This is a genomic window from Paenibacillus sp. FSL K6-2441 (assembly GCF_037964765.1).
Taxonomy (GTDB): domain Bacteria; phylum Bacillota; class Bacilli; order Paenibacillales; family Paenibacillaceae; genus Fontibacillus; species Fontibacillus phoenicis.
Map to the genome: position 1 here is coordinate 2501823 of NZ_CP150174.1, position 23068 is coordinate 2524890.

Consider the following 23068-nt stretch of genomic DNA (forward strand, 5'->3'; position numbering starts at 1 on the left):
ATGAAAGTCGTAGGATTATCAGGCACCATCGTAGGCTCCAAAACCAGAACAGCCGTTGATTACACACTTAAAACGATAGCGGACAAGTACCCCGGTACGGAAACGACGCTGATCGATCTGGCTGAGTATCAAGTTCAATTTAGCGACGGTCGTAACTTCTTGGATTATGAAGGCGATACTGGAATGATCACGAGAGCGATCATGGACACCGACGTCCTAGTCATCGGAACTCCGATATTCCAGGCTTCGATTCCGGGAACGCTAAAGAACATTTTCGATCTGCTTCCGCAATATGCTCTTAAAGACAAGGTGGTCAGTATCGTGGCTACCGCAGGCTCTTCCCGCCACTTCCTCGTTCCTGAACAGCAACTTAAACCGATACTAACTTATTTGAAGGCACAATTAGTGCAGAACTATGTGTTTATCGAGGAACAAGATTTCTACCGCAAAGAGATTGTGAACGACGACGTTAAATTCCGGATTGAGCGTTTAGCCGAGGATACCCTGATGTTGGCGGAAACCTATGCACAAATCCGAGAGGTTACTTATGTCGAGTAAATATAGCTAACTTGTATTGATTACCGACGCTGAATTAGCTAATATAATACTAAACATTAGCTAATTCGAGGTGAAGATCATGCGGGTATCTTCAACGGACATGCAGAACAATTTCGGTAAATATTTAAAGTTTGCGGAAGTTGGCGAGGAAATTATCGTTACACGAAACGGGAAGGACGTAGCTAAATTAAACGCGATCGCCGAAGCAAGTGAGTCTGTACTGAGGGAGAGAGCAGCGAGCTATCACGCCGGAGGAGAATGGGTATCTTACCAAGATTTCCTTGAGCTGACGGAGACATCGGAACAACGTTACGAATTGATCGATGGTGTCGTGTATAATCTTGCCTCTCCCTCTTTCAATCATCAACTAGCCGTAACTGAACTCCATGGCACGTTTTATACTTGGTTTAAAGGCAAGCCATGTACGCCTCTAACCTCCCCATTGGATATCACGTTGGAGAAAGAGGAGAATAACATTTGTGTCGTACAACCCGATCTCGTGGTCATTTGCGATAAAGATCGAATCGACGCCAACGGTAAATATATGGGAACTCCCCAACTGGTCGTTGAAGTGTTGTCCCCTTCCACGCGGAGTAAGGACATGATCAAGAAGCTGGACTTGTATAGCGTATGTGGAGTTAAGGAATACTGGATTGTAGATCCGATGAAAAAAATCGTGATGGTCTACTCACTAGCAGACGGCGACATTACGGATATGACCGTATTTTCGAATACGGGGGATGTGCAGGTGACTTCGCAGCTCTACTCAGGCTTGCAAGTCTTGATCCCGGATTTGTTTGCGTAAATTTAAAGCGCATGAAAAAGGCTGACGAGTCATCGCCAGCCTTTATTGATATTTAATCCAGGCTTGCCGTGTTTGCCAGCGGAAGCGCCTCTTCCTTGCGTTTCTTGGCATACTCTGCTGTAGCTGTAAACAGCACGTCGGAGGAAGAATTCAGCGCCGTTTCGCATGAATCCTGCACGACCCCGATAATAAAACCTACCCCTACAACTTGCATCGCGATGTCATTCGAAATTCCGAACAAGCTGCATGCCAGAGGAATCAGCAACAACGAACCGCCGGCCACACCGGAAGCGCCAGCTGCGGAGATCGCCGACAATACGCTGAGGATCACCGCCGTACCGAAATCCACCTGGATGCCTAATGTGTTGACGGCCGCCAGCGTCAGGACCGAAATCGTAACCGCCGCACCCGCCATATTGATCGTCGCTCCCAATGGGATGGATACCGAATAAGTATCCTTATTCAGTCCCAATTTTTCGCTGAGACGCATATTCACAGGGATATTCGCCGCCGAGCTGCGGGTGAAGAACGCCGTGATTCCACTCTCTTTCAAACAAGTGAACACGAGCGGATACGGATTACGGCGAATATTGATGTAGACGATCAGCGGATTGACGATCAACGCGATAAACAGCATGCAACCCACCAAGACAACTAACAGCTTCCCGTAATCCAGCAACGAGTCAAGTCCGCTTACCGTAATGGACTCAAACACGAGCCCCAGAATCCCGAACGGTGCCAATTGAATTACCCACTTGACGATTTGCGAAACGGCGTCGGAGGCTTGCGTGAGCAGGCTTTTGGTCTGATCTCCCGCGCCTTTCAACGCTAAACCAAGCAGGATCGCCCAAGCCAAAATGCCGATATAATTGGCATTCATCAAGGCATTAACTGGATTATCCACCACATTTAGCAGCAGCCCTTTAAGAACTTCGACGATTCCTCCTGGCGGAGTTAAGCCTTCGGTTGCCCCTGCCAAGGACAAGCTGACTGGAAATAGGAAACAGGCGGCCACGGCGCTTGCTCCAGCCAAAAACGTACTGATTCCGTACAACACAAGAATCGACTTCATGTTCGTTTGCCGCCCTTTTTGATGGTTCGCGATCGCGGCCATCACCAGCAGCAGCACCAGAACTGGCGCCACAGCCTTTAATGCGGATACGAACAGCGTTCCCAGAAGCGCGATGCCGCTGGCTTGTGGTACGATCAACGCCAGGAGGATCCCCACCACCAAGCCTACAAGAATTCGCTTCACAAGACTCATTTCATTCCATTTCAGTATGATTGCCTTCATGTTTCTCCCCCGTATGTTTAGGATGTCGCATCAATGCATAGCGATAGTATACCACGCATTACGGACATCTGTCCTCCTGGTGGAAACATTTGTGCAATACTTTTCACAGATTGTTAGCAGTTGCGGGAGCAATGGCCAGCTCAAGACGGTAGTTCTCCAATTGGATTTCCGTCTCTCGTCCTAACATGATTTGGGCCAGCTGCGCGCCGATATACGGTCCCATCGTTAATCCCGAAGACCCTAGACCGTTAGCCGCATAGATCCCCTTCCATCCAGGCAACGCTCCGAAGACCGGGAGAAATCCCGGTGTGAACGGACGAAACCCAACTCTCGCTTCCAAAAAGCCGCCGTCCGCTAGTCCCGGCGCCACCGTCAGCGCCTTGTTGATCACCTCTTGCAAGCCGCCCGCCGTCACGCGGGTGTCATAGCCGGGCGGATCGTTTTCGTGTGTTGCGCCAATCACGATCCGGCTGTCGTCGAACGCCAGGATGTACTGATCTCCCGGCGGCATCACGACAGGCCAACGCTCGGTTGCAGCGTCTGGCAGCGCCAAATGAACGATCTGGGCTTTCTGGTAAGTCACCTGGAAGTCCAAGCCCAGCGGAGTGAGTAGTTGACGCGCCCATGCCCCGGCGCAAACGGCAACCGCATCGGCGCCAATCTCTTCCGTGCCAACACGCACGCCAGCCACGGCCGAGCCGTCATGCAAAAGCGAAGCCTCGCCGCGGACCAACACCGCCCCATGCCGAACCGCTGCCCTCAGGAGCGATTCGCGGAGCGCACGTCCGTCGACGCGGGCGGCACCGCTCACATACAGAGCGTAGAACCCCTCATCCAGCGGCGGGAACCGCCGCTTCACTTCGTCCGGTTCGAGCAATCGAATCTCGCCCATCTCCGGGGCTTCTCGTCTACGCTCCACCGCCAGCTTCTCCAAGGCAACAAGCTTTTCGCGTTCCCGATGGAGGCGAAGTGCTCCCACGCGAGCATAACCCGTATCGCGCTCTCCTTCCGCCTCCAGTTCCTTGATCAGGGACTCGTAATAATGCGCGCCTGATTTGGCCAAGCTATACCAAGCTTTATTTCGCCGTTGCGAGATCCACGGACAAATAATTCCGGCCGCAGCGTCGGTCGCTTGTCCCGGTATCCCGCGGTCAACGACCGTCACCTCGGCTCCCAGCTTCGCTAACTGATATGCTGTTGAGGCACCGAGAATCCCGGAGCCGATTACAATCATCTTTTTCACGTTATAGCCTCCCTTGCATCCATTATAGTTTAAGTTGAAACCATCATGGCATACCTGCGTAACAACCAATATGGCTCTAAAAATAAGGAGGACTCACATATGATTATGACCACCACCCCATCCATTGAAGGATCGCCGGTAAAACGTTACCTCGGAATCGTTACCGGAGAAGTCATCATGGGCGCTAACGTCGTTCGCGATTTTCTAGCTTCGATCACCGATATCGTAGGCGGCCGTTCCGGAGCTTACGAGAACAAGCTTCAGGAAGCCAGAGACACCGCCTTTGCAGAAATGTCTGACCAAGCTGCACGTCTCGGCGCAAACGCCATTATCGGTGTCGATATCGATTATGAGGTCATTCGCGAAGGCATGCTGATGGTATCCGTCAGCGGAACCGCCGTCGTCTTATAAATCTTTCTCGTTTATCCTCGGATAAAAAGCCAAAAACCCGCAACAATGCGGGTTTTTGTGTTTCTTTTGAGATGGTCCATCTTGGTTATAAAGATTTAGTCATAAATACGCTGTTCGGATCCTCGATATAGTCCGCAAAGGGACCGCAAAACGTAAACCCAAAGCTTTCGTACAATTTACGGGCCGGAGCAAAAGCCTCCATCGAACCCGTCTCTAAGCTGATCCGCCGATAACCGCGCCGCGCGGCTTCTTCAAGAATATGCGCCAGCACTTGCTTGGCAACGCCTTTCCCCCGGTGCGGCAGAGCGGTTCGCATCGATTTGACCTCACCGTGCTCGCGATTCAGCTCCTTAAGTGCACCGCATCCCGCGAGCTCGCCATCGATCCAAGCGCTCCAGAACGTGACGTCCGGCTGCTTCAATCCGTCTATATTTAACGCGTGGATGCTTTCGGGTGGAGAGGTTTCCGCCATGTTCGCTAGATGCTCGCCAATAAATGCTCTGATTTCAGGTCCGCTTAAATCATCCAATTTGATGGTTAACAACCGGCTCCCTCCCTGCCCGTACAAACTCTCTTTACTTCGCTTGAATGTATCCTTCTGCTTTCAGCAGTTCAGCAATCAACACCGCACCGCCTGCGGCTCCGCGCAGTGTATTGTGCGACAGGCCAACGAACTTATAGTCGTACAGCGAATCTTCGCGCAGACGTCCGACGGAAACCCCCATCCCTTGCTCAATGTCGCGATCGAGCTTGGTTTGTGGACGATTTTCTTCTTCAAAATACGTGATGAATTGCTTTGGAGCGCTTGGCAGCCCCAGCTCTTGCGGACGGCCTTTGAATTGCGCCCAGCGCTGCAGGATTTCTTCCTTCGACGGCTTCTTCTTAAATGATACGAATACGGTAGCCAAGTGACCGTCCGTCACCGGAACGCGGATGCACTGAGTTGTGATAATTGGAGAACTTGCTTTGACGATCTGTCCGCCCTCCACATGCCCCCAAATACGTAGCGGCTCCTGCTCGCTCTTCTCTTCCTCGCCGCCGATATAAGGAATCACGTTATCCAGCATTTCCGGCCAATCGGTAAAGTTCTTACCTGCCCCGGAAATCGCCTGATACGTCGATGCCACAACGGTCGTCGGTTCAAAATCAAGCAAAGCGTTTAACGCCGGCACATAGCTCTGGATCGAGCAATTTGGCTTCACAGCAATGAATCCGGTGTTCGTGCCAAGGCGTTTGCGTTGGGCTGCGATCACTTCGATATGCTGCGGGTTCACTTCTGGAATCACCATCGGCACGTCCGGTGTCCAGCGGTGCGCCGAGTTATTGGAGATGACCGGAGTGCCGGTTTTCGCATAGGCTTCCTCCAACGCTTGGATTTCCGCCTTCTTCATATCCACTGCGCAGAACACGAAGTCCACGTTCGCCGTAACTTCCTCAACCTTGGCCGCATCCTGTACGACGATGGATTTCACGGCTTCAGGCATCGGCGTAGCCATTTTCCAACGTCCTTGGACGGACTCTTCATAGGTTTTGCCTGCGGAATTGGCGCTGGCTGCAATCGCAGTAACCTCAAACCAAGGATGTTGATCCAGCAGCTGTACGAAGCGTTGCCCTACCATTCCTGTTCCACCAACGATGCCTACTTTCAACTTTTGACCCATTTCTAACATCCAGTCCTTTCCCTGTGAGTATTGGAATTATCGTCATAAAAAAATCCCGCCTCCAAGACGAGACTTCCATCTTGGGGGCGAGATTGGTATGCTCGCGGTACCACCCCAGCTTCGTTAATATGTCGCCATATTAACCTCTTCAAGTACAGCCTGGCGCTGCCAAGCGTATACCCTAGCTCTATAACAGGAGCTCCTGTCACACCATCCCGCCGCTTACACGTTCCGATGTGCTGCTCAGAGGCTTTCTTCAGTAAAGTCACGCTTTGCTCCTTCTCAGCGTACCGGAGCTCTCTGGAAAGGTTCTCTTTACTTACTCTTCTCGTCATCGCATTTACATGTTGCGATAATATTACCAGATTCCTGCCAGAACGTAAACTGGTTTCAAGAAATTTTCAGGTTTACCTAGTTGTCCTTTTCATCGATCCGTATGACGCAATATCTGATTGAAGACTTGCCTGTCCTCAGCGACATCGAAGTAACGGTAGCCGTACCCGCACCAGTTCGTGAGGTTTACCTCGCGCCGCAGGGAATGAAACTCCCCTTCCATCAGGAAAATGGCCGCGTCCATTACACCCTGCCGCCGTGGTCCTGTCATCAAATGGTTGTGCTGCAGTTTTAGCGCACGCTGAACGCAAAAAGAGCCTTGAACCGCTGGGTTCAAGGCTTTACTTTATTGCCTGGCTCTATTTACCGCAGCGCCGCCAATACCTCTTCCGTAGACCGAATCTTGCCGATGCGTGGGAAGATATAGCGGCAGACGTAGTCATGCTCCTCTTTTGTTGATGCCGTCATGGCATCCTCGACGAAGATTTGATGGTACCCATGCTGAAACGCTTCGCGCGCGGTCGTGTCCACCCCGATGGAGGTGGAGATGCCGCAGAGCACGATCGTATCGATGCCCCGCCGCCGCAGCTGCAGATCCAGATCTGTGCCGTAAAAAGCACCCCATTGGCGTTTCGTCACGACATGGGTCCCTTGAATATTGGCCAGTTCTGGCACGATTTCATCCCAACCTTCAGGGTAAGCGCCTGGACTGAGATGACCGTCGGTATCAGGCTTGAGCATATCCTTGCCATCCAACGTAGATACGCGGACAAGCACCACAAATCCGCCTTCTTCGGCAAATGCCTGGGCCAACCGGCTCGCGTTTCTTACGACTTCCGCACTGTCGTACGGCGCACTTTGTCGGGACGGATGGCAAATCCCTTGCTGCAAATCGATAAGCACGAGTGCGGTTTTTTCCGCAAGGATCATCGTGTTCGTTTCGGGTTGGATCATTTCCATCATTTCTGCTGAACTTCCCTTCTCTTGTATACTTTACAGAGCTGCCGAATGGCTGGGCTCCCGCAGCTTTTTATACACCTTTGCATATACCCAAGCTGCGTTAATCAGGAGCAACACGCTGGTCAGCAGGAAGACATACGGGATGCCAAACCAAGCCGCAACTTGACCGCCCAGCACCGAACCGGCGAATACTCCCAAGTAGCCAGCCGCCATACTTAATCCAAATACCCGGCCGGTTAGATGCTCCGGGGTAATTTTCTTAATGAGGGTGTTCACCGAGGGATTGAGTCCCCCTGCAGCAGCTCCCAGCAGGAACCGAAGCCCCATCAACTCCCAGGGATTGCGTGCCATCGCCTGCGGGACAAACAAGATCCCCGAGACCAAGAGCGCTGCCAGCATCACTTTATGAGCGCCAATCCGGTCGGACAGCTTCCCTAGCTTTGGCGCTGCCCAAATATTAGCCAACCCGGATGCCGAGAAAATCATACCGGCCAACATCGCCACATGGCTGCTGTTACGGGAGATTTCATTCACGTACACGGTAAGGACCGGCTCCACCGAATACATGGCGACACTCAGCATAAAGAACGTGGCGAACAGCGTCACCGTCAAGCTTTTTTCCGGAAGCGCGCCCCATACTTCCTTCATGCCCGCCACCTTCACTTCCGAACGCACAAACGTCTCTTTCACGAACAACAGCGTCATGATGAAGGCGATCAGCATCAGTCCGCCAGTTAAGAAAAAGGTCTCTTGAAGCCCGGCGTGTTCAGCGATAAATCCACCGATCGTTGGACCTAGCAGCGAGCCGGCGATATTGGACGTAGACAAGAGCCCTAGTGCCCAGCCGGCGTGCTCCTTGTCCGTTTGCGTCGCAATCAGCGTCGTGCAAGCGGTGCTGTAGCCGGTAATGATGCCTTGCAGGAACCGAAGGGCGATCAGCATGTGGACATTGGTGACAAACCCCATGCACCCAATGATAATCGCCATCCCCAGGCTGGCCCGTAAGAGCATCGGTTTCCGGCCAAATTTATCAGCCGCAAGCCCCCAAATCGGCGAGAAAATCGCCGAGACGATAAACGTGATGCCAAAGGCCAGTCCCGAATACCGGGACACCGCATCGGCCTGATCCACTCCCAGCTCCTTGATGTAAAGCGGCAGGATTGGTGCAAGCTGGCTCATGCCCACGCCTGTCACAAACATGCCGAACCAGCAAACGATCAAATTTCTTTTCCAAATCGGCATAACCTTAAGCCTTCCTTCTGTAACCCCCCTGTTCCCTGCGCGCGCAGATGAACAATAAGATGAACATTCTTGCAGGACAATATTAACGCGAAGGTTAGCTTTACTCCATGCATTATCTTAAACTCCATGGACGATTTTGCTGTAATATTCCGATGGGCTCATCCCTTCGGTCCGTTTAAAAATTCGACTGAAGTAGAATTCGTCAGCGAAACCGAGCTCCAACGCGATTTCTTTGATTTTTTTATCACTTTCTAGAATCAGCTCTTTGGCTTTATCGATCTTCAGTTTGTTAAAGTACTCAATGACGGTAAATCCGGTCGTCTGTTTAAAAGCCCGCGACAGATAATACGTGGACAAATGCACCAGATCCGACAACTCCGCCAACGTAAGCCGCTCGCCAAGATGCTCGCGCATATACTGAATCACTTTCTCGATTTTGAGCGCAACCGCGTGGTTCTGATTTTGTCTTTTCACATGGACCAAGATTTCATACAGCAGTTGCTCCAGCCCGGCTCTCGTCAGCAGCTCATACCCCGGCAGTTTAGCGAACCAGGCTGCCGCCAGCCGGCGAAAGGCATCCTCAACCAAATAACCGTTCTGCAAAATCTGCATGGGCGGAAGCGGCAAGCGCTCGGTTTCCTGCCCGATGGACCAGGCCCCGTCATCAAAGCGGATGCCCGCATAACTATAGTGGACGGAATAGAAACAGATTGGATCCGCTTCATCCATCTGAATGTGATGGGGTAACCCCGCGTGGATATAAAATAACATGCCTTCTTGAACGAGATGCTTCTTGCGGTTCAACGTAATACTGCCCTTTCCTCCGGTGACGAGCAGCAATTCGTGGTGCGTAAGCGTTCGACGGATATGATTTCTTAGCTGCTTACCGTCATTCGGCTGCTTACTATTGCAATAATGGATATGAAAATGTAAATGGTTCAGGTTCATGACCGCTCGCCTCCTGATCGAGACTTCCGCTGCAGAACGCAGCTACTGCGATTAGACCATACGGACGGGCAAACCGCAACCTCACCCCTAAGAAGACGTAAATATAGTATCTGATTGGGGGGAGGATAATAATGTGGAGTTAAAACCTTGGTTCACCCGGTGGACAAGGACGACTCGGGCCCAGCTGTTAATTGCACTCCTCGTTATTATTGGAATAAGTGTTTGGACAGCGCCTTATTTTTCGGAAGCGGTGTTTTACTTGCATGGGGACAAATTCAGACCGATCCATCAGGAGCCGCAGGCGGTAACGTATCGATCCTATGACGGTCAAGAGGTCGTGGTCATGAACGGTAACGATCCGGGCCAAAAGCGGGTAAGTATCGATCGGCAGGAATATGAGGTCCACGTTCTGGAAGCCCAGTGGGTTCCACGCTATGAGGTGATCTATCCGTCAGGGGAGCGGTTCCAGGTGGAAGCGCACGACGAGATCTTGTTGTGGCTGGACGATCAGGGCGAGTTGGTCCCTGAAATCTCATGGAACATCAATGGTGTCCCCCAGCCCATCGACGAACACGTTGGCTTGTATAGTCCTAGTATGATCGTCCGAGCGGCCTTTCCCGAATACCACAGCAAACAGGGGAGCTTGCTGCTCTACTACGGCTCCTATGTGCTCATGTTTTTCGGATGGAGCTTATTCCGCTTTGAGAAGCTGCAAAACGTCTTATTTCATCTCTCCTTACACGGGTTATGGGTGCGCGAGGCGGAACCAAGCGATTTCTATTATGTCTCCTGTAAAATCAGCGGTATCGCGATTATTGGTTTAGGAATCTATGTTTTCATCCAATCGTTCTTCATCTAAAAAACAAGGCCAACCTCATTCGGTTGGCCCTTCGTTTTGCTGTTATTTAACTTCCGTTGCACCTGTTACTTTGCCGTCGATTTTCGCGCTGGCTTGCACGTCGGCATTGGCGAAGTAAAGGTTGCCGTCAATCGTAGCGTTTTCGTACAGGTTGAAGCCGTTCGCTTCTACATATACGTCACCTTTCACGGTACCGCCTTGAATTCTCAGGTTTTCACTTTGTACGATCAATTTCGGAACCGTTAAGGTGTAAGAAGCAGTAACATTATGGTCTTCATCCTGCGCATACAACGCGATCTTGCGGTAGATGTCCTTCGACGCATCGTTTTTATCGTGGAATTCGCCGGCTACAACAACATCTTGATCCACCGTCAAGTCGTTTAGAATCGCGATGATCCAAGTCCCTTTCTCACTCACTGCATTCACGAACGCATCCGCTTGATTTACGATCGAAGCCGATGTGGTGGCGTCCGTTTGCTCCGCAGGTTTATTGGCGTTTGCCGCCGAGTTCCCGTCATTCGAACCGCAACCTGCCAGCAGTGCTGCAGCAAGCCCGGCTACAACCAATCCTTTGACCATTTTCATGTTGTTTCCCTCCTGTTTTTCTCTTCAGTTTGAATTATAAAAAAAAGCGGCTTTTGTTAATGTGATTTTTTTCACTTATATGTGCGAAATTTCACATTGTTGGTCACAGCTTGTTCATCTTTGACGCTCCCTCCTCAAAACCTCGTAAGTTCGACTTGACCGCTGCCGCCCGGTACTGTTCCTCGACGAACCTACAACCGGACTTGATACGCGGAGCCGCCGTGTGCTGTGGGATGGCATCACGGAATTGGCTCGGGCGGATGCGCGGGTTACCACCACAAATCCAAGGGTATCAGCCCTGAACGCGTAATTTAAACCTCGGCCTCCATCCGTCCGAGAGCGGCTAGCGAGAACTCATCCTGCGTATGGAAACTCAATCGTCCGATGCCGGCTACAGTCAAGTCGACGTAATTTTCATGTTCCTCATCCCCTTATTAAGGTTGGGCGAAGAACATCCCTTCTGCCGCTTTAAGCTAAGCTCTCCAAGTATTCGCGGACTTGCCCCGGCGTCTTGGCGAATTTGCTGTGCAGGTGGGCGATTTTCTCCCCGTTTTTATAGACGAGCAGGCTGGGAATCCCTCGCACCTCATTGGCTTCAGCCAGCGGCTGGAATTCCTCTGCATCCATCGCGTAGAACTCTTTGTCCGGATGCTCCTGGATGATATCCCCGATAAACCGGTCGAGGTTCTTGCAATCCGGGCACCAGGTCGTATCAAATTTGATCACCGTATACTGATCTCTTTGAATTAATTGTTCGAATTGCGATTCCGATTGGACACGTTCCATCCGGATCCACTCCTTTAATTGTAGTTTTGATAGTTTAATTTTGAAAATTTGCTCTACATTGATTATAGCGCATCCGTGCAAAGACGCCAGCGTCTTCATCAAGGTTTCATCTTCGCGGATCCATGGTACAATCTTTGGTAAAAATAACGTGAAAGGACGGGGCTGCATCATGCTCCTCGCAATCCTCTTGTTTGTTGTCGCCGGACTCGCCGAAATCGGCGGTGGCTATTTAGTTTGGCTGTGGTTGCGCGAATCCAAACCGCTATGGTACGGAATCGCTGGCAGCCTGATTTTGATCGTATATGGCATCATCCCAACACTGCAGAAGTTTCCAAACTTTGGCCGCGTTTATGCAGCGTATGGCGGCGTATTTATTGCGCTCGCTGTGTTATGGGGCTGGTGGGTGGACAAGAAAACCCCCGATCTCTACGATTGGCTTGGCGCCGCCATTTGTCTGATCGGCGTCTCCATTATTCTCTGGGCACCACGACATTAGAAAGGACATCCAGGTTATGAACTTATCTTCCATTTCGGCAGCCATCGCGCCGCTTGATTTAAGAAGCTGTTTAATCCACACCCAAGGCAGGCTGGTGCTTGAACATTACCGGAACGAACAAATTGTGGACGAGCTCGCCAAAATTAACTCCTGTACGAAGAGCTTTCTCTCCGCCCTGTTCTGCATCGCCTGGGACCGCGGTCTCCTGCCGCCTCCCGACACTCCGATTCGCTGCTTCTTTCCGCAGCTGGAGGAAGATCCGGATGAGCGAAAACGTGAGATTACGTTGCGTCATCTGTTAACCATGACGGGCGGGTGGAATTGGACGGAGTTTGGCGGGCATAACTCTTTTCCGCGGATGACCCGTTCGCCTAATTGGGTTCAGTTTGCGCTGGATCAGCCGATGGCTGACCGCCCCGGTGACCGGATGGAGTACAACTCCGGCGCGTCGCAGCTGCTGTCGGCGATCCTGGTCCAAGCCTCCGGTATGCCAGTCGCCCAATTTGCCGAGGAGCATCTGTTCGGCCCGCTGGGCATCGAGACGTACCGCTGGGAGCAGGATCCGCAGGGCATCCACACCGGCGGATTTGGCATGTGGCTTCGTCCAACGGACATGTTGAAATTTGGTTTGCTCTACTTGCAGGGCGGTGAATGGGAAGGCCAGCGGGTGATCCAGGCGGAACGTTTGGCGGAATCCGTAAAGCCTGCGATTGATGTCGAAGCTCCTTGGCGCGGCTGTTATGCTTGGCATTGGTGGACGGACGTCTATGGAGAGGACGGGCAGTCGAAATTTGATTTTTTCTATGCTCGCGGATATGGGGGGCAGTTCATTTATGTCATTCCACTCTTGGAGACGGTTGTTGTGCTGACTAACGATAAACGGAAGCGGGACCGTCCTCCAACAGAACTGTTCCGTTTATGGATTGCACCTTATTTATAAGGAAAAAAGGGGTAATCCCGCAGTCATCTCAGATGACAGCGGGACAGCCCATTCCAGCGAATTGGAATGGGCTACTTTTAGGCGCGGGTTAAAACTCCACCCGCTTGCTCCAGTGCTTCCTCGGTAATCTGCTTAATATCAATGGGCGAGCTTGTCCCTTCGAGCACCATGTCCGTCAAAATTTCACGGAGGAAATAATCGACGCAATGGAGCCGAATATTTTTGATTTTGATCAACGCATCGCGGTACATCTTGACGAACTCTTTCTCCGTATTGCCCCGCTGCAGCTCGGCAAATGCTTCATAGACCTGATCCAGCTTGTCGGCAACTTCCAGGATCAGCCCTTCAACAGAACCGTCTTTTCCTTCGCGGAGCTGGTTGCGAAAGATCGGCTTAAACTCCACAGGAATATGTTCGTCGATGAAATTGTGCACCATGCCTTCTTCAACTTGCTGAATCAAGTTCCTGAGCTCGGCCGAGGCATGTTTGACCGGTGTTTTGATATCCCCGATAAAAATCTCACCATAATCATGGCTGCTCGTGATTTCGTACAGTTTTTTCCAATCTATAGCAACGCCGTGCTGTTCTTCAATATCAGCTAAAGTCTTAGCGTACTGCACGACCTTCCAGGAATGCGCCGCCACGCTATGTTCTTCGAACTTGAACCTTCCGGGACAGCGATAAATGCGTTCCAATTCGTTTAAGGAGCGAAAATAAGCATGGATTCCCATCGGATCAGCCATCCTTCTGTTTAGGTTTTACCTCTAGTATAGATGGCGATTGTTATCGGCATGTCAAATCCTGCGTTTCCCTTAGCGATCCTTGGGCTCGTTCATCCCCGTCTTTAATCCCCGCTTTCACGAATCAATTGCGCAAATTTCCCTTTGACTTGGGCCGCTAGCTGATGAGGCGTCAGTTCCATCTGCAACCCAATCCGTCCCGCCGATACAAGAATCGTTTCCAATCCTTCGGCCCGGCTGTCGATAAAGGTGGGGAACAGCTTCTTCATCCCAATCGGAGAGCAGCCGCCGCGGACATAGCCGGTATGTTGCTGCAAATCCTTCAGCGGCAGCATCTCAATCTTTTTGACCCCGGCGGCTTTGGCCGCCTTCTTCAGGTCCAGCTCCTCAGCAACCGGAATAATAAACACAAATAACGATGAACCTTGATGCGCCACCAGCGTTTTGTAGACTTGTTCGGCGGGTTTGCCGATCTTCTCCGCCACCGCTGTTCCATGAATTTGCCCGTCCTCGGCATCGTAAGCAAAGATTTGGTATGGCGTTTTGGACTTGTCCAGCATGCGCATGGCATTGGTTTTGACTTCGGCCATGGGTCTCCACTCCTCTAATCTTCCAGGGTTCTGTATAGAAATTATCGTAGCATTTTTGCAGGAAACAGGACAGGCCGGGGACGGTTTAATTTGTTTTTCCGACCAGTAAGCTTTAAGCCGTTGCCGGCGGCTTCGTTTCGGTAGGGAAGGGATCGTCTGCATTCCGCAAGGCATCCGCTTTCCCTCGGTTTAGATTCAGTTTCATCACGACGGCGATTCCTAAGCCAAAAAACAGCAGCAACGACAAGATCCCCATGCGCGAATTGCCGGTAATTTGTCCGATGAGCCCAAAAGCAAACGGTCCAAAGATGGAAGAAAACTTACTTGTAATATTGACGAAACCAAAAAATTCGCCCGTCCGGTTCGGCGGCATCAGCTCACTTAGAATCGAGCGGGAAATCGATTGGCTGCCTCCCTGCACGAGACCCACCATCACGGCGAGAATATAAAAATGCAACGCGCTGCTCATGCCAAAGCCCAAGAGAACGATAACGACGTAGGTCCACAGCGTAGCGATCAACACGCGTTTGGGGCCGAGACGCGTTGCCGCTTTTCCAAGCAGGATGGTACTGGGAAATCCCACAAATTGCGTGATCAACAGGGCCAAAATCAAATCGCTCGTGCCAATCCCCAAGGTCGTGCCATAGATCGTCGCCATCAGGATAATCGTATTGATCCCATCATTGTAAAACCAGAAGGCCGCGATCATCCGAAACAGCTGCGGATAACGGCGAATATCCTTAAACGTACCGCCAAGCCGCTTGGAGGCGGCCCGCAGGTATCCTCCAGCGGTAAGGCCGGATGCTTGTTTCGGGAGGTTGGGTACGTTTCGCATCAACGGCAGCGAGAAGACAAGCCACCAAAACCCCACGGTCAAGAAAGAAAGCTGGGTGCCCGCAAGCTCATCCTTCATCCCAAACCATTGCGGCTGTTGGATCATCAGCAGGTTTACCGCCAGCAATATCCCGCCGCCGATATATCCGGCTGCATATCCTTTTGCCGAAACGTCATCCCGGTATGGCGAGGGTACCAAGTCAGGCAGCAACGCATCATAAAAGGTGAGGCTCCCGGAGAAGCCGACGGTGGTCACCACAAGTAAAGCTGAAGCAAGCAGCCAATCCCCCGGTCCGACGAGCGCGAACCCAAGCGTCCCTGCGATGCCAAGCAGCGCAAACCAGGTCAGGAACGTCGTTTTGCGGCCCGATAAATCCGCGATGGATCCCAGCAAGGGAGAGATAATTGCCACCAGCGCCATGCCGATAGAATGCGTATAGGCCAAATAGGAAGCCGCAGTTGTTTCACTTAACCCTTGCGCAGCCACCCCGGCGTAAAAGATGGGCAGCACGGCAGCCAACACCGTCGTCGCATAAGCGGAATTGGCCCAATCATACAGAATCCAAGCACGGATTGCCGATTTATTCATTTGGGGCTTCCCCTTTCACTAACAAATGGTTAGATTATAATCAAATAACGTTAACTGCGTGTATCGTAATGGTTTGCGCTGAATTAAATCGTTATCGTAAAATAGACCCTTGAAACTTTCAACTTCAGTTTGGAATAGAACGGAGAATGGATATGGCTGATACGTTAAAATCGATTTATAGTGAGGAATTTCTGCGTGAATTCGGCAGCAAAGTGAAGGAGTCCTACGCTTCCTTCGATATGGAACGATTCGTGGCTGACGTGATGGACGAAACTTGGGACAACCTGGAGCTCAAGGCGCGGATGCGGCAGATCTCGTTAAAGCTGGGCGCTTTGCTGCCCGCAAGGTTTTCGGAAGCGCTTGACATCTTGTATGCCATTGATGAAACCTGCGTGGGGTTCCCCTACCTGTTCTTTCCCGATTTCGTTGAGGTGTATGGTAAGGCCGAATCGGACTGGGAGCTTGCAATGCAGGCGCTGGAGCGTTTTACATCGAAATCGTCCGCAGAGTTTGCCGTCCGTTCGTTTATTGAACGGGATCCCGAGCGGATGATGCGGCAGATGCTGGCATGGGCGAAGCATGACAATGAGCATGTACGCCGCTTGGCCAGCGAAGGCTGCAGGCCGCGCCTGCCGTGGGGACAAGCTTTGCCGATGTTCAAACGCGATCCGGCGCCGGTCCTGCCGATCCTGGAGCAACTGAAGGCCGATCCGAGCTTGTATGTCCGCAAGAGTGTGGCCAACAACCTGAACGACATCGCCAAGGACCACCCGGACTTGGTCCTGGAGATCGCCCGGCGCTGGAAAGGATCCCACCCGCACACCGACTGGATCATTCGCCATGGCTGCCGGACGCTGATCCGCCGCGGCGGTCCCGAGGTGCTGGAGCTGTTTGGTTACGCCACTGGCGAGGACAGCAAGCCTCTGGCAACCGATGCGTCGCTCGTCATCGAGCCAAACGCGCTGCGCATCGGCGATAGCAGCGAGCTCCGTTACGAGCTGACGATCCGTTCAGGTCAACCGGCCAAGGTGCGCATTGAATACGGCATCGATTTCGTCAAAGCCGGAGGTCGCACGTCGAGGAAGCTATTTTTGCTCTCGGACAGAACAGTTGCCGGCGGTTCACGCCTCAGCGGCTCCCGGCGGCATAGCTGGGCCGACTTGTCCACCCGCCGCCATTACCCCGGCGAGCACCGCATCGTGCTGCTGGTCAACGGCGTGGAAACGGCGGCAACCCATCTAATGCTGCAGGCTGGTGACGAAGCATAAGAAGTAATCTGGTTGAGCTTGTAATACTTATACGTCTTGAAATCTAAAGAAAGACCTGATCGTAATGATTCAGGTCTTTTCTGTGCTTGTATCTATTCAATGGATTCCGGGGCACCAGGCTTGTCCGAAGCTCCCATTAGCGCATGTCCTACCTTGGTCAAATGGGTCCGCATAAGGTCGGCCGCCGCACGCGGATTCTGTTCTCGGATCGCCTCCAGCATTTGGCGGTGCTCCTGGAACAGGCGGTGCGCCGATTCCTGCTCGCTGAACAGCCACAAGCTCCGGCTGTCGCGGATGGTACGCATCATCATGGCCGAGATACTTTCCATCATTTGACGGAGCAACGGGTTTTGCGTCGCCTTGGCAATTGCCAAATGAAAATTGACGTCATGCACCTGGCTAATTTCCTCGTTCCCGATCGCTTCCTCCATCAGACCAACGATCTCTGAGAGCTCAGCCAAATCAGCTTCACTCCGATGGAGTGCCGCCAGCTCGATGCTCCCGACCTCCAGAATGCTGCGCACCTCCAGCAGCTGCTGCAAGTCCTCGCGGTTCTTGATTTGCTGGGCCGCCATCGATTCCAACGCCTGCGCCCGGACGTAGGTTCCGCCTCCCTGCCTCGTCTCCAGCAGGCCCCGGGCTTTCAAATGGCTGATCGCTTCGCGGACTGTGGAACGGGCAACGCGATAGCGTTTGGCCATATTTTCGATCGTCTCCAGCTTCTCGCCCGGCTTCACCTTCCCGGTTTCAATGATCCGCTCCAGTTCCTCGGTGATGATTTCGTAATTTTTTTTGCCTAAATCCATGACTTCTCCCTCTTCCGACCGCAGCCTTCCTAAAAACAAACATCATTCTTAAATTACAGTCTATACAATTTACCAGCGATATGGTAGATTTATTTCAAATTTAAAATTCATCTGATGACCTGACTAATTATAAGTTTATACCAGAAAGCGGGAGGAATGTGAATTGATTAGTCCCGAAGTGAAAGCGCAGCTTCAAGCCCTCGTCGGCGACAAATGGGTGTTGGACCGCCCTGCCGAGCTGTATGCCTATTCCTACGATGCCACGCCGATGTACCAAGCCTTGCCTGACGCGGTCGTGTTTCCCGCCTCGGCTCAAGAGGTTTCCGGCATTTTGCAGTTGGCCGATACGCACCAGATTCCGATTATCACCCGGGGATCCGGCACCAATCTGGCTGGCAGCACCATTCCAACCCAAAGCGGGATCGTGCTCAACATGAACCGGATGAACCAAATCCACGAAATTGATACGGAAAATTTGACGGCGACGGTTGGCCCCGGAGTTGTAACCGCCAACCTGCATCAAGCCGTAGAAGCAATGGGCCTGTTCTATCCGCCAGACCCCGGGAGCATGCGGATTTCCACGATTGGCGGAAATATCGCCCAAGGGGCCGGCGGGATGCGCGGACTCAAGTATGGTGTAACGAAGGATTATGTCATGGGACTTGAATACGTGCTGCCTTCGGGCGAGATCCTGCGCTGCGGCGGGAAGAACGTCAAGGACGTCGCCGGCTATGATATGACACGGTTACTCGTTGGTTCCGAAGGAACGCTTGCCGTCATCACGGAGGTTACGCTCAAGCTGCTCCCCTTGCCGGAAACAAAGCGAACGCTGGTCGCTTATTACCGGAATCTGGTGGATGCGGCCAAAACCGTCGAAGCCATCATCGCCTCTAAAATTATCCCGGCCACCGTGGAGTTCATGGATCAAGGAACGATGAAGGTCGTGGACGATTTCGCAGGCCTCGGTCTCCCCTTGGAAATGAAGTCGATGCTGCTGATTGAACAAGACGGCCCGGCCGAGGTCGTTGACCGCGATATCGAGCGAATCGCTAGGATCGCCAAAGAACATGGCGCTGCCGGAGTAGAGGTGGCAAGCTCCCCGGAGGAAGGCGCGAAGCTGCTGGCCGCGCGGCGTGCGGCGTTGTCCGCCCTCTCTCGGCTCAAGCCAACCACGATTTTGGAGGACGCCACCGTTCCTCGCTCCCGTCTGGCGGAAATGGTGGAGGAAGTCGAACGGATCGCCGAGAAGTATGGATTGCAAATCTGTACGTTTGGTCATGCCGGCGACGGAAACCTTCATCCGACCTGTATGACGGACGAACGGAACCGGGAGGAAATCGAACGCGTTGAGAAGGCGTTTGAGGAGATTTTTCACGCGGCGATTCGCTTGGGAGGGACGATTACCGGCGAGCATGGCGTTGGCTTGGCCAAGAAGGACTTCTTGCACCTGAAGACCGGCGAAGCCAGCCTGGAACTGATGCAGCGCATCAAAGCCGCCTTTGATCCGAATGGAATCCTGAATCCCGGCAAAATATTTACCGTTTCTAATCGGCGAAGATTGGTGGTGCAGCGATGAGCGGAGAAAAACATATGGTACGCAAGGAGTTCACCTCCCCTGTCTGCGGCGGAACTGCGCCCCTCCCTTTGCCCCATTCGGACGGTAACCGCCTACAACCGTTTGATCTCGATGAAATTATGAACTGCATGCACTGCGGGTTCTGTCTGCCTACCTGCCCGACCTATCAGCAAACGGGTCTGGAAACGTACAGTCCCCGCGGACGGATCGCTTTAATGAAGGGCGTGGCTACTGGTCAGCTCCCTGTAAATGAGGAATTCGAGCAGCATATGAACGCCTGCTTGGGCTGTCGGGCTTGTGAAACGGCCTGTCCGGCCGGCGTGCCTTACGGAAGTTTGCTGGAAACGGCTCGCCAGGTCGTACAGGAAACGAAACAAGAGACAGTGAAGCCCTCAGCTTTGCGCAGCTTGATTTTCCAACGAATTTTCCCGTATCCGAAACGCGTTCGTCGTCTGGGGAATATCCTGTGGGGCGTTCAAGCGCTGGGTCTGCAAGCCTTTGCCAATCGGACCGGCCTGATCCGGGTACTGCCTAAGGCGCTGCGCGAAATGCAAAAGGCGGTCGAAACGGTTGCTTCCCCGCGCGAGCGCCGCAAGCGGGAACAACGAATGAAAGCTGAAGGGGAAACCAAGCTGACAGTCGGATTGTTCACCGGCTGCGTGATGGACGTGATGTTCTTCGAGACAAATCAGGCAACAGCGCGGCTGTTAACGAAAGCCGGCTGCGACGTCGTGTTTGTCGAAGCGCAAAACTGCTGCGGGGCCATGCACGCCCATTCCGGCGAGATGGCCGGCGCCAAGGAGTTAGCCAAACGGAATATCGAGGCGTTTGAGCAGGCCGGCGTTGACTTCATCGTCAACAATGCTGGAGGCTGCGGGGCGGCGTTAAAGGAATACAGGCACTGGTTCAAAGGCGATCCGGTTTGGGAGGAACGGGCCAAGCGGTTTGCTGCCCGCAACCGCGACGCGAACGAGCTGCTGGCCGAGCTCCCTCCTCTCCAGTTCAGCAAGCCGCTGAATTGCAAAGTCACGTATCAAGATTCGTGCCATCTCGCCCACGGTCAAGGTGTGCGCAACCAGCCCCGTGAGCTGCTGCGCCGCATCCCGGGACTGGAGCTCGTTGAAATGCGCCAGCCGGATAGCTGCTGCGGCTCGGCTGGTACGTATAACCTTACTCAAATTGAGATGTCGATGCAGATCTTGGACGACAAGATGGAACAAGTCCAGGATACGAAAGCCCACCTCATCGTCACCTCCAACCCGGGCTGTCTGCTGCAAATGAAGCAAGGAATTCACCGAGCCGGCTTGAATGGGCAGATGGAAGCCGTGCATATTATGGATCTATTAGACCGGGCTCTGTAGGTTCTGCTGATCAGACCACATATAAAAGGCGTTCCCCTGATGTAACCTTAAGGGAAACGCCTTTTGTGCGCCCGGGCGGCTTAGCCCCGCCCGAGTGCAAGCGCGCGCAGCGCCAGCATGACCGCGCCGTAGGCCGCGTCATGCTTGGGCAGCGTGCAGGTGAGCCTAGGGAAGCGCTCGTTCAGCGCTTCCCTGACGCCCGCCTGCACGTGCGCGCTGCGGAGCAGCACGCTCCCGGCCAGCGCCAGCTCGCCCTCCTCCAGGGCGAGCCGGCTGGCCACGGGAGCGGCCATCTCCGCCAAAGCGATCGCGCTGCGCCGCGCGATCGCCAGCGCCGTGCTGTCGCCAAGCTCGCAGGCTGGCGACAGCAGCGGGGCCAGTGCGGCAATGTCCTTCTTGTTCGTGTCCTTGCTGTACACGAATCCGATAAGCTGCCGCACCGAATCGATCTCCAGCTGCGCATAGACCAGCTCCGTGATCGCCGTGGGGCCGCTTCGTCCGTCCGCCGCCCGGACGACCGCGCTCAGCAGCTCGCGGCCAATGGAATAGCCGCTGCCTTCGTCATCGATCAGGTGGCCGCAGCCCCCAGTTCGATGCGTTTCCCCGCGAGCGTTCCGCCCGAAGCAGATCGACCCGGTGCCGGCGATCAGGATCAGGCCGTGCGAGCGGTCTAATGCGCCGCACAAGGCGGTTTCGTGATCGCCAACCAGGTCGAGCCCGCCGCGGTAACCGCCGGATCGGATCAGCGACGTCAGCCGCTCCGCCGCGACAGGGTTGCTAATCCCCGCCGCACCGAGGCACATCTGCACGCAATGTTCTAGCCCTCCGCAAACCTCCGCTACGATCCGCAGCAGATGATCTAGCGTTTGTTCCACCGATCCGGCATCCTGACCGTTGAGATTAAGCGGACCGACGGCGAACGAGCGAACAACATTCCCCGTCTCATCCGCCACCGTCGCTTTCGTTTTGGTACCGCCGCCGTCGATGCCAACGACATATCTCATTTGAATCTAGCCTCCCCTCAGGCATAGAGATGATATTGCTGCTTCATCTCGGCAAACGCCTTGCTTTCTTCCCGAAATTGCTCCAGCATCTCCGGAAGCGGCAAAGTCCCTTCGCGAAGCAGCTTGTCGCCGCTCAGCATATCGATGAAGGACAAGCGGTTCTCCTGCATCGGCGGCAGGAAAGCAAATTCCTCGTAGTTTCGACGAATGGTATCCAGCAGGATATATCCGGTCTCCACCGCATGCAACGCCCGAGGATCGGTCACATACAACTGGACGCCGCCGCAGAGCTCCCCCTCGTGTTTGGAGGTCGTTGGCTTAAAATACACCGGCCGGAACAGCACGCCCGGCAATCGCTTCGCATTCAATTCCGCGGCCAGCTTCTCCGGCTGAATATAAGGTGCACCGATCATTTCAAACGGGAACGTCGTGCCGCGCCCTTCCGATAGATTCGTCCCTTCAAACAAGCAGGTACCTCCATACAGCAATGCAGTCTCAAACCGAGGCATATTGAGCGATGGATGTACCCAGATCCGCCCGGTTTCCGGAAACAGCATACTCCGGTCCCAGCCTCGGCACGGGATCACGTGCAGCTCGGCGTTCCAGTCCATTTGCTCGTTGATCATGCGAGCCACTTCCCCGGCAGTTAGACCGTACCGTACACAAAGCGGATAGTTGCCGACAAACGACTCAAACCCCGGCTTAAGCACATTGCCTTCCACCGTGACGCCATCCAGCGGATTTACCCGATCCAGCACAATAAAAGATTTGCCCGCTGCAGCACAATCCTCCAGCGCGTAAAGCAAGGTATAAATGTAAGTATAGTACCGTATGCCCACATCCTGAATATCATAGACGACCGCATCAACTTCCTCTAGCATCTCTGGTGTCAGCCGCTTGGAATCCTTCCGGTAAAGGCTATGTACCGGCACCCCCGTGATCGGATCGATATAGCTGTCTACCAGAGCACCGGCTGCCTGATCGCCGCGAACGCCATGCTCGGGCGAGAACAATGCCGTCAAATGAAACTCGTCATGCAGCACCTGAATCGTAGACACAAAGTCCGAGGTGAGGCCGGTCGGCGCTGTGATCAACCCAAGCCGATGGCCTTGCAGCAGCTTGGCATATTCCGAAAGCCGATCAATCCCGTTTTCAACCATGATGATGCCATCCTCTCTC

The 23068-nt window shown here is 53.4% G+C and carries 25 protein-coding genes and 1 other annotated feature; of the genes, 10 read left to right on the forward strand and 15 right to left on the reverse strand.

Annotated features, from left to right (window positions below; translation table 11 throughout):
* The gene (locus NSQ80_RS11345) at positions 1-558 is read left to right on the forward strand and encodes an NADPH-dependent FMN reductase (protein WP_009226004.1); all 558 of its coding nucleotides are present in this window, start codon (positions 1-3) and stop codon (positions 556-558) included.
* Positions 559-637: 79 nt separating this feature from the next.
* A complete protein-coding gene (locus NSQ80_RS11350; RefSeq protein WP_339299069.1) occupies positions 638-1363 on the forward strand; it encodes a type II toxin-antitoxin system prevent-host-death family antitoxin in 726 nt (241 codons plus the stop codon).
* 52 nt (positions 1364-1415) lie between these two features.
* On the opposite strand, the gene sstT is transcribed toward NSQ80_RS11350, so the two are convergent.
* A complete protein-coding gene (gene sstT, locus NSQ80_RS11355; RefSeq protein WP_009226002.1) occupies positions 1416-2657 on the reverse strand; it encodes a serine/threonine transporter SstT in 1242 nt (413 codons plus the stop codon).
* 103 nt (positions 2658-2760) lie between these two features.
* Entirely contained in the window at positions 2761-3900 is a 1140-nt protein-coding gene (locus tag NSQ80_RS11360) for an FAD-binding oxidoreductase (RefSeq protein WP_009226001.1), read from the reverse strand.
* A 99-nt stretch (positions 3901-3999) separates the two neighbouring features.
* Here NSQ80_RS11360 and NSQ80_RS11365 point away from each other — a divergent pair, with 99 nt between their 5' ends.
* Positions 4000-4311 carry a YbjQ family protein gene (locus NSQ80_RS11365; protein ID WP_323076624.1) on the forward strand — a complete coding sequence of 104 codons (312 nt, stop codon included), beginning with the start codon at positions 4000-4002 and terminating at the stop codon, positions 4309-4311.
* Positions 4312-4396: 85 nt separating this feature from the next.
* Here NSQ80_RS11365 and NSQ80_RS11370 read toward each other — a convergent pair whose 3' ends face one another.
* Entirely contained in the window at positions 4397-4855 is a 459-nt protein-coding gene (locus NSQ80_RS11370; protein WP_260070785.1) for a GNAT family N-acetyltransferase, read from the reverse strand.
* Between the two features lie 31 nt (positions 4856-4886).
* Positions 4887-5972, reverse strand: a complete 1086-nt coding sequence (gene asd, locus NSQ80_RS11375; RefSeq protein ID WP_009225998.1) for an aspartate-semialdehyde dehydrogenase — start codon at positions 5970-5972, stop codon at positions 4887-4889.
* Positions 5973-6051: 79 nt separating this feature from the next.
* Positions 6052-6316: a binding site (T-box leader), on the reverse strand.
* Positions 6317-6387: 71 nt separating this feature from the next.
* Between asd and NSQ80_RS11380 the strand changes: the two genes are divergently transcribed.
* On the forward strand, positions 6388-6600 hold the full coding sequence (locus NSQ80_RS11380; RefSeq protein ID WP_260070784.1) for a hypothetical protein: 213 nt from the start codon (positions 6388-6390) through the stop codon (positions 6598-6600).
* A gap of 68 nt (positions 6601-6668) precedes the next feature.
* Here the strand turns inward: NSQ80_RS11380 and NSQ80_RS11385 are convergent, their stop codons facing one another.
* From NSQ80_RS11385 to NSQ80_RS11395, 3 genes are all read right to left on the reverse strand, one after another.
* On the reverse strand, positions 6669-7265 hold the full coding sequence (locus tag NSQ80_RS11385; RefSeq protein WP_260070795.1) for a hydrolase: 597 nt from the start codon (positions 7263-7265) through the stop codon (positions 6669-6671).
* 33 nt (positions 7266-7298) lie between these two features.
* Complete coding sequence (locus NSQ80_RS11390; RefSeq protein WP_260070783.1) at positions 7299-8507, reverse strand: multidrug efflux MFS transporter; 1209 nt, start codon at positions 8505-8507, stop codon at positions 7299-7301.
* Between the two features lie 117 nt (positions 8508-8624).
* Positions 8625-9455: an AraC family transcriptional regulator gene (locus NSQ80_RS11395; RefSeq protein WP_260070781.1), complete on the reverse strand. Its 831-nt coding sequence runs from the start codon at positions 9453-9455 to the stop codon at positions 8625-8627.
* A gap of 133 nt (positions 9456-9588) precedes the next feature.
* Here NSQ80_RS11395 and NSQ80_RS11400 point away from each other — a divergent pair, with 133 nt between their 5' ends.
* Complete coding sequence (locus NSQ80_RS11400; RefSeq protein ID WP_339299074.1) at positions 9589-10314, forward strand: hypothetical protein; 726 nt, start codon at positions 9589-9591, stop codon at positions 10312-10314.
* Positions 10315-10356: 42 nt separating this feature from the next.
* On the opposite strand, the gene NSQ80_RS11405 is transcribed toward NSQ80_RS11400, so the two are convergent.
* Both NSQ80_RS11405 and NSQ80_RS11410 read right to left on the reverse strand, forming a co-directional pair.
* Positions 10357-10899: a polymer-forming cytoskeletal protein gene (locus NSQ80_RS11405; RefSeq protein WP_009225993.1), complete on the reverse strand. Its 543-nt coding sequence runs from the start codon at positions 10897-10899 to the stop codon at positions 10357-10359.
* 468 nt (positions 10900-11367) lie between these two features.
* Positions 11368-11685 carry a thioredoxin family protein gene (locus NSQ80_RS11410; protein WP_036645941.1) on the reverse strand — a complete coding sequence of 106 codons (318 nt, stop codon included), beginning with the start codon at positions 11683-11685 and terminating at the stop codon, positions 11368-11370.
* Between the two features lie 169 nt (positions 11686-11854).
* Between NSQ80_RS11410 and NSQ80_RS11415 the strand changes: the two genes are divergently transcribed.
* Both NSQ80_RS11415 and NSQ80_RS11420 read left to right on the forward strand, forming a co-directional pair.
* The gene (locus NSQ80_RS11415; protein WP_036645906.1) at positions 11855-12181 is read left to right on the forward strand and encodes a YnfA family protein; all 327 of its coding nucleotides are present in this window, start codon (positions 11855-11857) and stop codon (positions 12179-12181) included.
* Between the two features lie 16 nt (positions 12182-12197).
* Entirely contained in the window at positions 12198-13121 is a 924-nt protein-coding gene (locus tag NSQ80_RS11420) for a serine hydrolase (RefSeq protein WP_339299078.1), read from the forward strand.
* A gap of 77 nt (positions 13122-13198) precedes the next feature.
* Here the strand turns inward: NSQ80_RS11420 and NSQ80_RS11425 are convergent, their stop codons facing one another.
* From NSQ80_RS11425 to NSQ80_RS11435, 3 genes are all read right to left on the reverse strand, one after another.
* Complete coding sequence (locus NSQ80_RS11425; protein WP_009225989.1) at positions 13199-13852, reverse strand: YfbR-like 5'-deoxynucleotidase; 654 nt, start codon at positions 13850-13852, stop codon at positions 13199-13201.
* Between the two features lie 113 nt (positions 13853-13965).
* Positions 13966-14451 carry a Cys-tRNA(Pro) deacylase gene (ybaK, locus tag NSQ80_RS11430; RefSeq protein ID WP_339299082.1) on the reverse strand — a complete coding sequence of 162 codons (486 nt, stop codon included), beginning with the start codon at positions 14449-14451 and terminating at the stop codon, positions 13966-13968.
* Positions 14452-14563: 112 nt separating this feature from the next.
* Entirely contained in the window at positions 14564-15874 is a 1311-nt protein-coding gene (locus tag NSQ80_RS11435; protein WP_009225987.1) for an MFS transporter, read from the reverse strand.
* 152 nt (positions 15875-16026) lie between these two features.
* On the opposite strand from NSQ80_RS11435, the gene NSQ80_RS11440 reads away from it, so the two are divergent.
* A complete protein-coding gene (locus NSQ80_RS11440; RefSeq protein WP_260070778.1) occupies positions 16027-17142 on the forward strand; it encodes a DNA alkylation repair protein in 1116 nt (371 codons plus the stop codon).
* A gap of 92 nt (positions 17143-17234) precedes the next feature.
* Here the strand turns inward: NSQ80_RS11440 and NSQ80_RS11445 are convergent, their stop codons facing one another.
* Positions 17235-17948, reverse strand: coding sequence for a FadR/GntR family transcriptional regulator (locus tag NSQ80_RS11445; protein ID WP_339299085.1), 714 nt, complete (start codon positions 17946-17948; stop codon positions 17235-17237).
* Positions 17949-18111: 163 nt separating this feature from the next.
* Between NSQ80_RS11445 and NSQ80_RS11450 the strand changes: the two genes are divergently transcribed.
* Both NSQ80_RS11450 and NSQ80_RS11455 read left to right on the forward strand, forming a co-directional pair.
* Complete coding sequence (locus NSQ80_RS11450) at positions 18112-19524, forward strand: FAD-linked oxidase C-terminal domain-containing protein (RefSeq protein WP_009225984.1); 1413 nt, start codon at positions 18112-18114, stop codon at positions 19522-19524.
* Positions 19521-20885 (forward strand): (Fe-S)-binding protein, encoded by a 1365-nt coding sequence (locus NSQ80_RS11455; RefSeq protein ID WP_339299087.1) that lies wholly within the window; start codon positions 19521-19523, stop codon positions 20883-20885. The genes NSQ80_RS11450 and NSQ80_RS11455 overlap by 4 nt, the downstream gene beginning before the upstream one ends.
* An 80-nt stretch (positions 20886-20965) precedes the next feature.
* Here NSQ80_RS11455 and NSQ80_RS11460 read toward each other — a convergent pair whose 3' ends face one another.
* On the reverse strand, positions 20966-21889 hold the full coding sequence (locus tag NSQ80_RS11460; RefSeq protein WP_339299089.1) for a BadF/BadG/BcrA/BcrD ATPase family protein: 924 nt from the start codon (positions 21887-21889) through the stop codon (positions 20966-20968).
* A gap of 17 nt (positions 21890-21906) precedes the next feature.
* Positions 21907-23049 (reverse strand): DUF1343 domain-containing protein, encoded by a 1143-nt coding sequence (locus NSQ80_RS11465; RefSeq protein WP_339299091.1) that lies wholly within the window; start codon positions 23047-23049, stop codon positions 21907-21909.
* Positions 23050-23068: the final 19 nt, after the last annotated feature.

Excerpts from the sequence above, each read along its gene's own strand:
- NSQ80_RS11345 (WP_009226004.1), top strand. The coding sequence starts at position 1 with ATGAAAGTCGTAGGATTATCAGGCACCATCGTAGGCTCCAAAACCAGA.
- NSQ80_RS11350 (WP_339299069.1), top strand. The coding sequence starts at position 638 with ATGCGGGTATCTTCAACGGACATGCAGAACAATTTCGGTAAATATTTA.
- sstT (WP_009226002.1), bottom strand. The coding sequence starts at position 2,657 with ATGAAGGCAATCATACTGAAATGGAATGAAATGAGTCTTGTGAAGCGA.
- NSQ80_RS11365 (WP_323076624.1), top strand. The coding sequence starts at position 4,000 with ATGATTATGACCACCACCCCATCCATTGAAGGATCGCCGGTAAAACGT.
- asd (WP_009225998.1), bottom strand. The coding sequence starts at position 5,972 with ATGGGTCAAAAGTTGAAAGTAGGCATCGTTGGTGGAACAGGAATGGTA.
- NSQ80_RS11385 (WP_260070795.1), bottom strand. The coding sequence starts at position 7,265 with ATGGAAATGATCCAACCCGAAACGAACACGATGATCCTTGCGGAAAAA.
- NSQ80_RS11390 (WP_260070783.1), bottom strand. The coding sequence starts at position 8,507 with ATGCCGATTTGGAAAAGAAATTTGATCGTTTGCTGGTTCGGCATGTTT.
- NSQ80_RS11395 (WP_260070781.1), bottom strand. The coding sequence starts at position 9,455 with ATGAACCTGAACCATTTACATTTTCATATCCATTATTGCAATAGTAAG.
- NSQ80_RS11405 (WP_009225993.1), bottom strand. The coding sequence starts at position 10,899 with ATGAAAATGGTCAAAGGATTGGTTGTAGCCGGGCTTGCTGCAGCACTG.
- NSQ80_RS11410 (WP_036645941.1), bottom strand. The coding sequence starts at position 11,685 with ATGGAACGTGTCCAATCGGAATCGCAATTCGAACAATTAATTCAAAGA.
- NSQ80_RS11415 (WP_036645906.1), top strand. The coding sequence starts at position 11,855 with ATGCTCCTCGCAATCCTCTTGTTTGTTGTCGCCGGACTCGCCGAAATC.
- NSQ80_RS11420 (WP_339299078.1), top strand. The coding sequence starts at position 12,198 with ATGAACTTATCTTCCATTTCGGCAGCCATCGCGCCGCTTGATTTAAGA.
- NSQ80_RS11425 (WP_009225989.1), bottom strand. The coding sequence starts at position 13,852 with ATGGGAATCCATGCTTATTTTCGCTCCTTAAACGAATTGGAACGCATT.
- ybaK (WP_339299082.1), bottom strand. The coding sequence starts at position 14,451 with ATGGCCGAAGTCAAAACCAATGCCATGCGCATGCTGGACAAGTCCAAA.
- NSQ80_RS11435 (WP_009225987.1), bottom strand. The coding sequence starts at position 15,874 with ATGAATAAATCGGCAATCCGTGCTTGGATTCTGTATGATTGGGCCAAT.
- NSQ80_RS11440 (WP_260070778.1), top strand. The coding sequence starts at position 16,027 with ATGGCTGATACGTTAAAATCGATTTATAGTGAGGAATTTCTGCGTGAA.
- NSQ80_RS11445 (WP_339299085.1), bottom strand. The coding sequence starts at position 17,948 with ATGGATTTAGGCAAAAAAAATTACGAAATCATCACCGAGGAACTGGAG.
- NSQ80_RS11455 (WP_339299087.1), top strand. The coding sequence starts at position 19,521 with ATGAGCGGAGAAAAACATATGGTACGCAAGGAGTTCACCTCCCCTGTC.
- NSQ80_RS11460 (WP_339299089.1), bottom strand. The coding sequence starts at position 21,889 with ATGAGATATGTCGTTGGCATCGACGGCGGCGGTACCAAAACGAAAGCG.
- NSQ80_RS11465 (WP_339299091.1), bottom strand. The coding sequence starts at position 23,049 with ATGGTTGAAAACGGGATTGATCGGCTTTCGGAATATGCCAAGCTGCTG.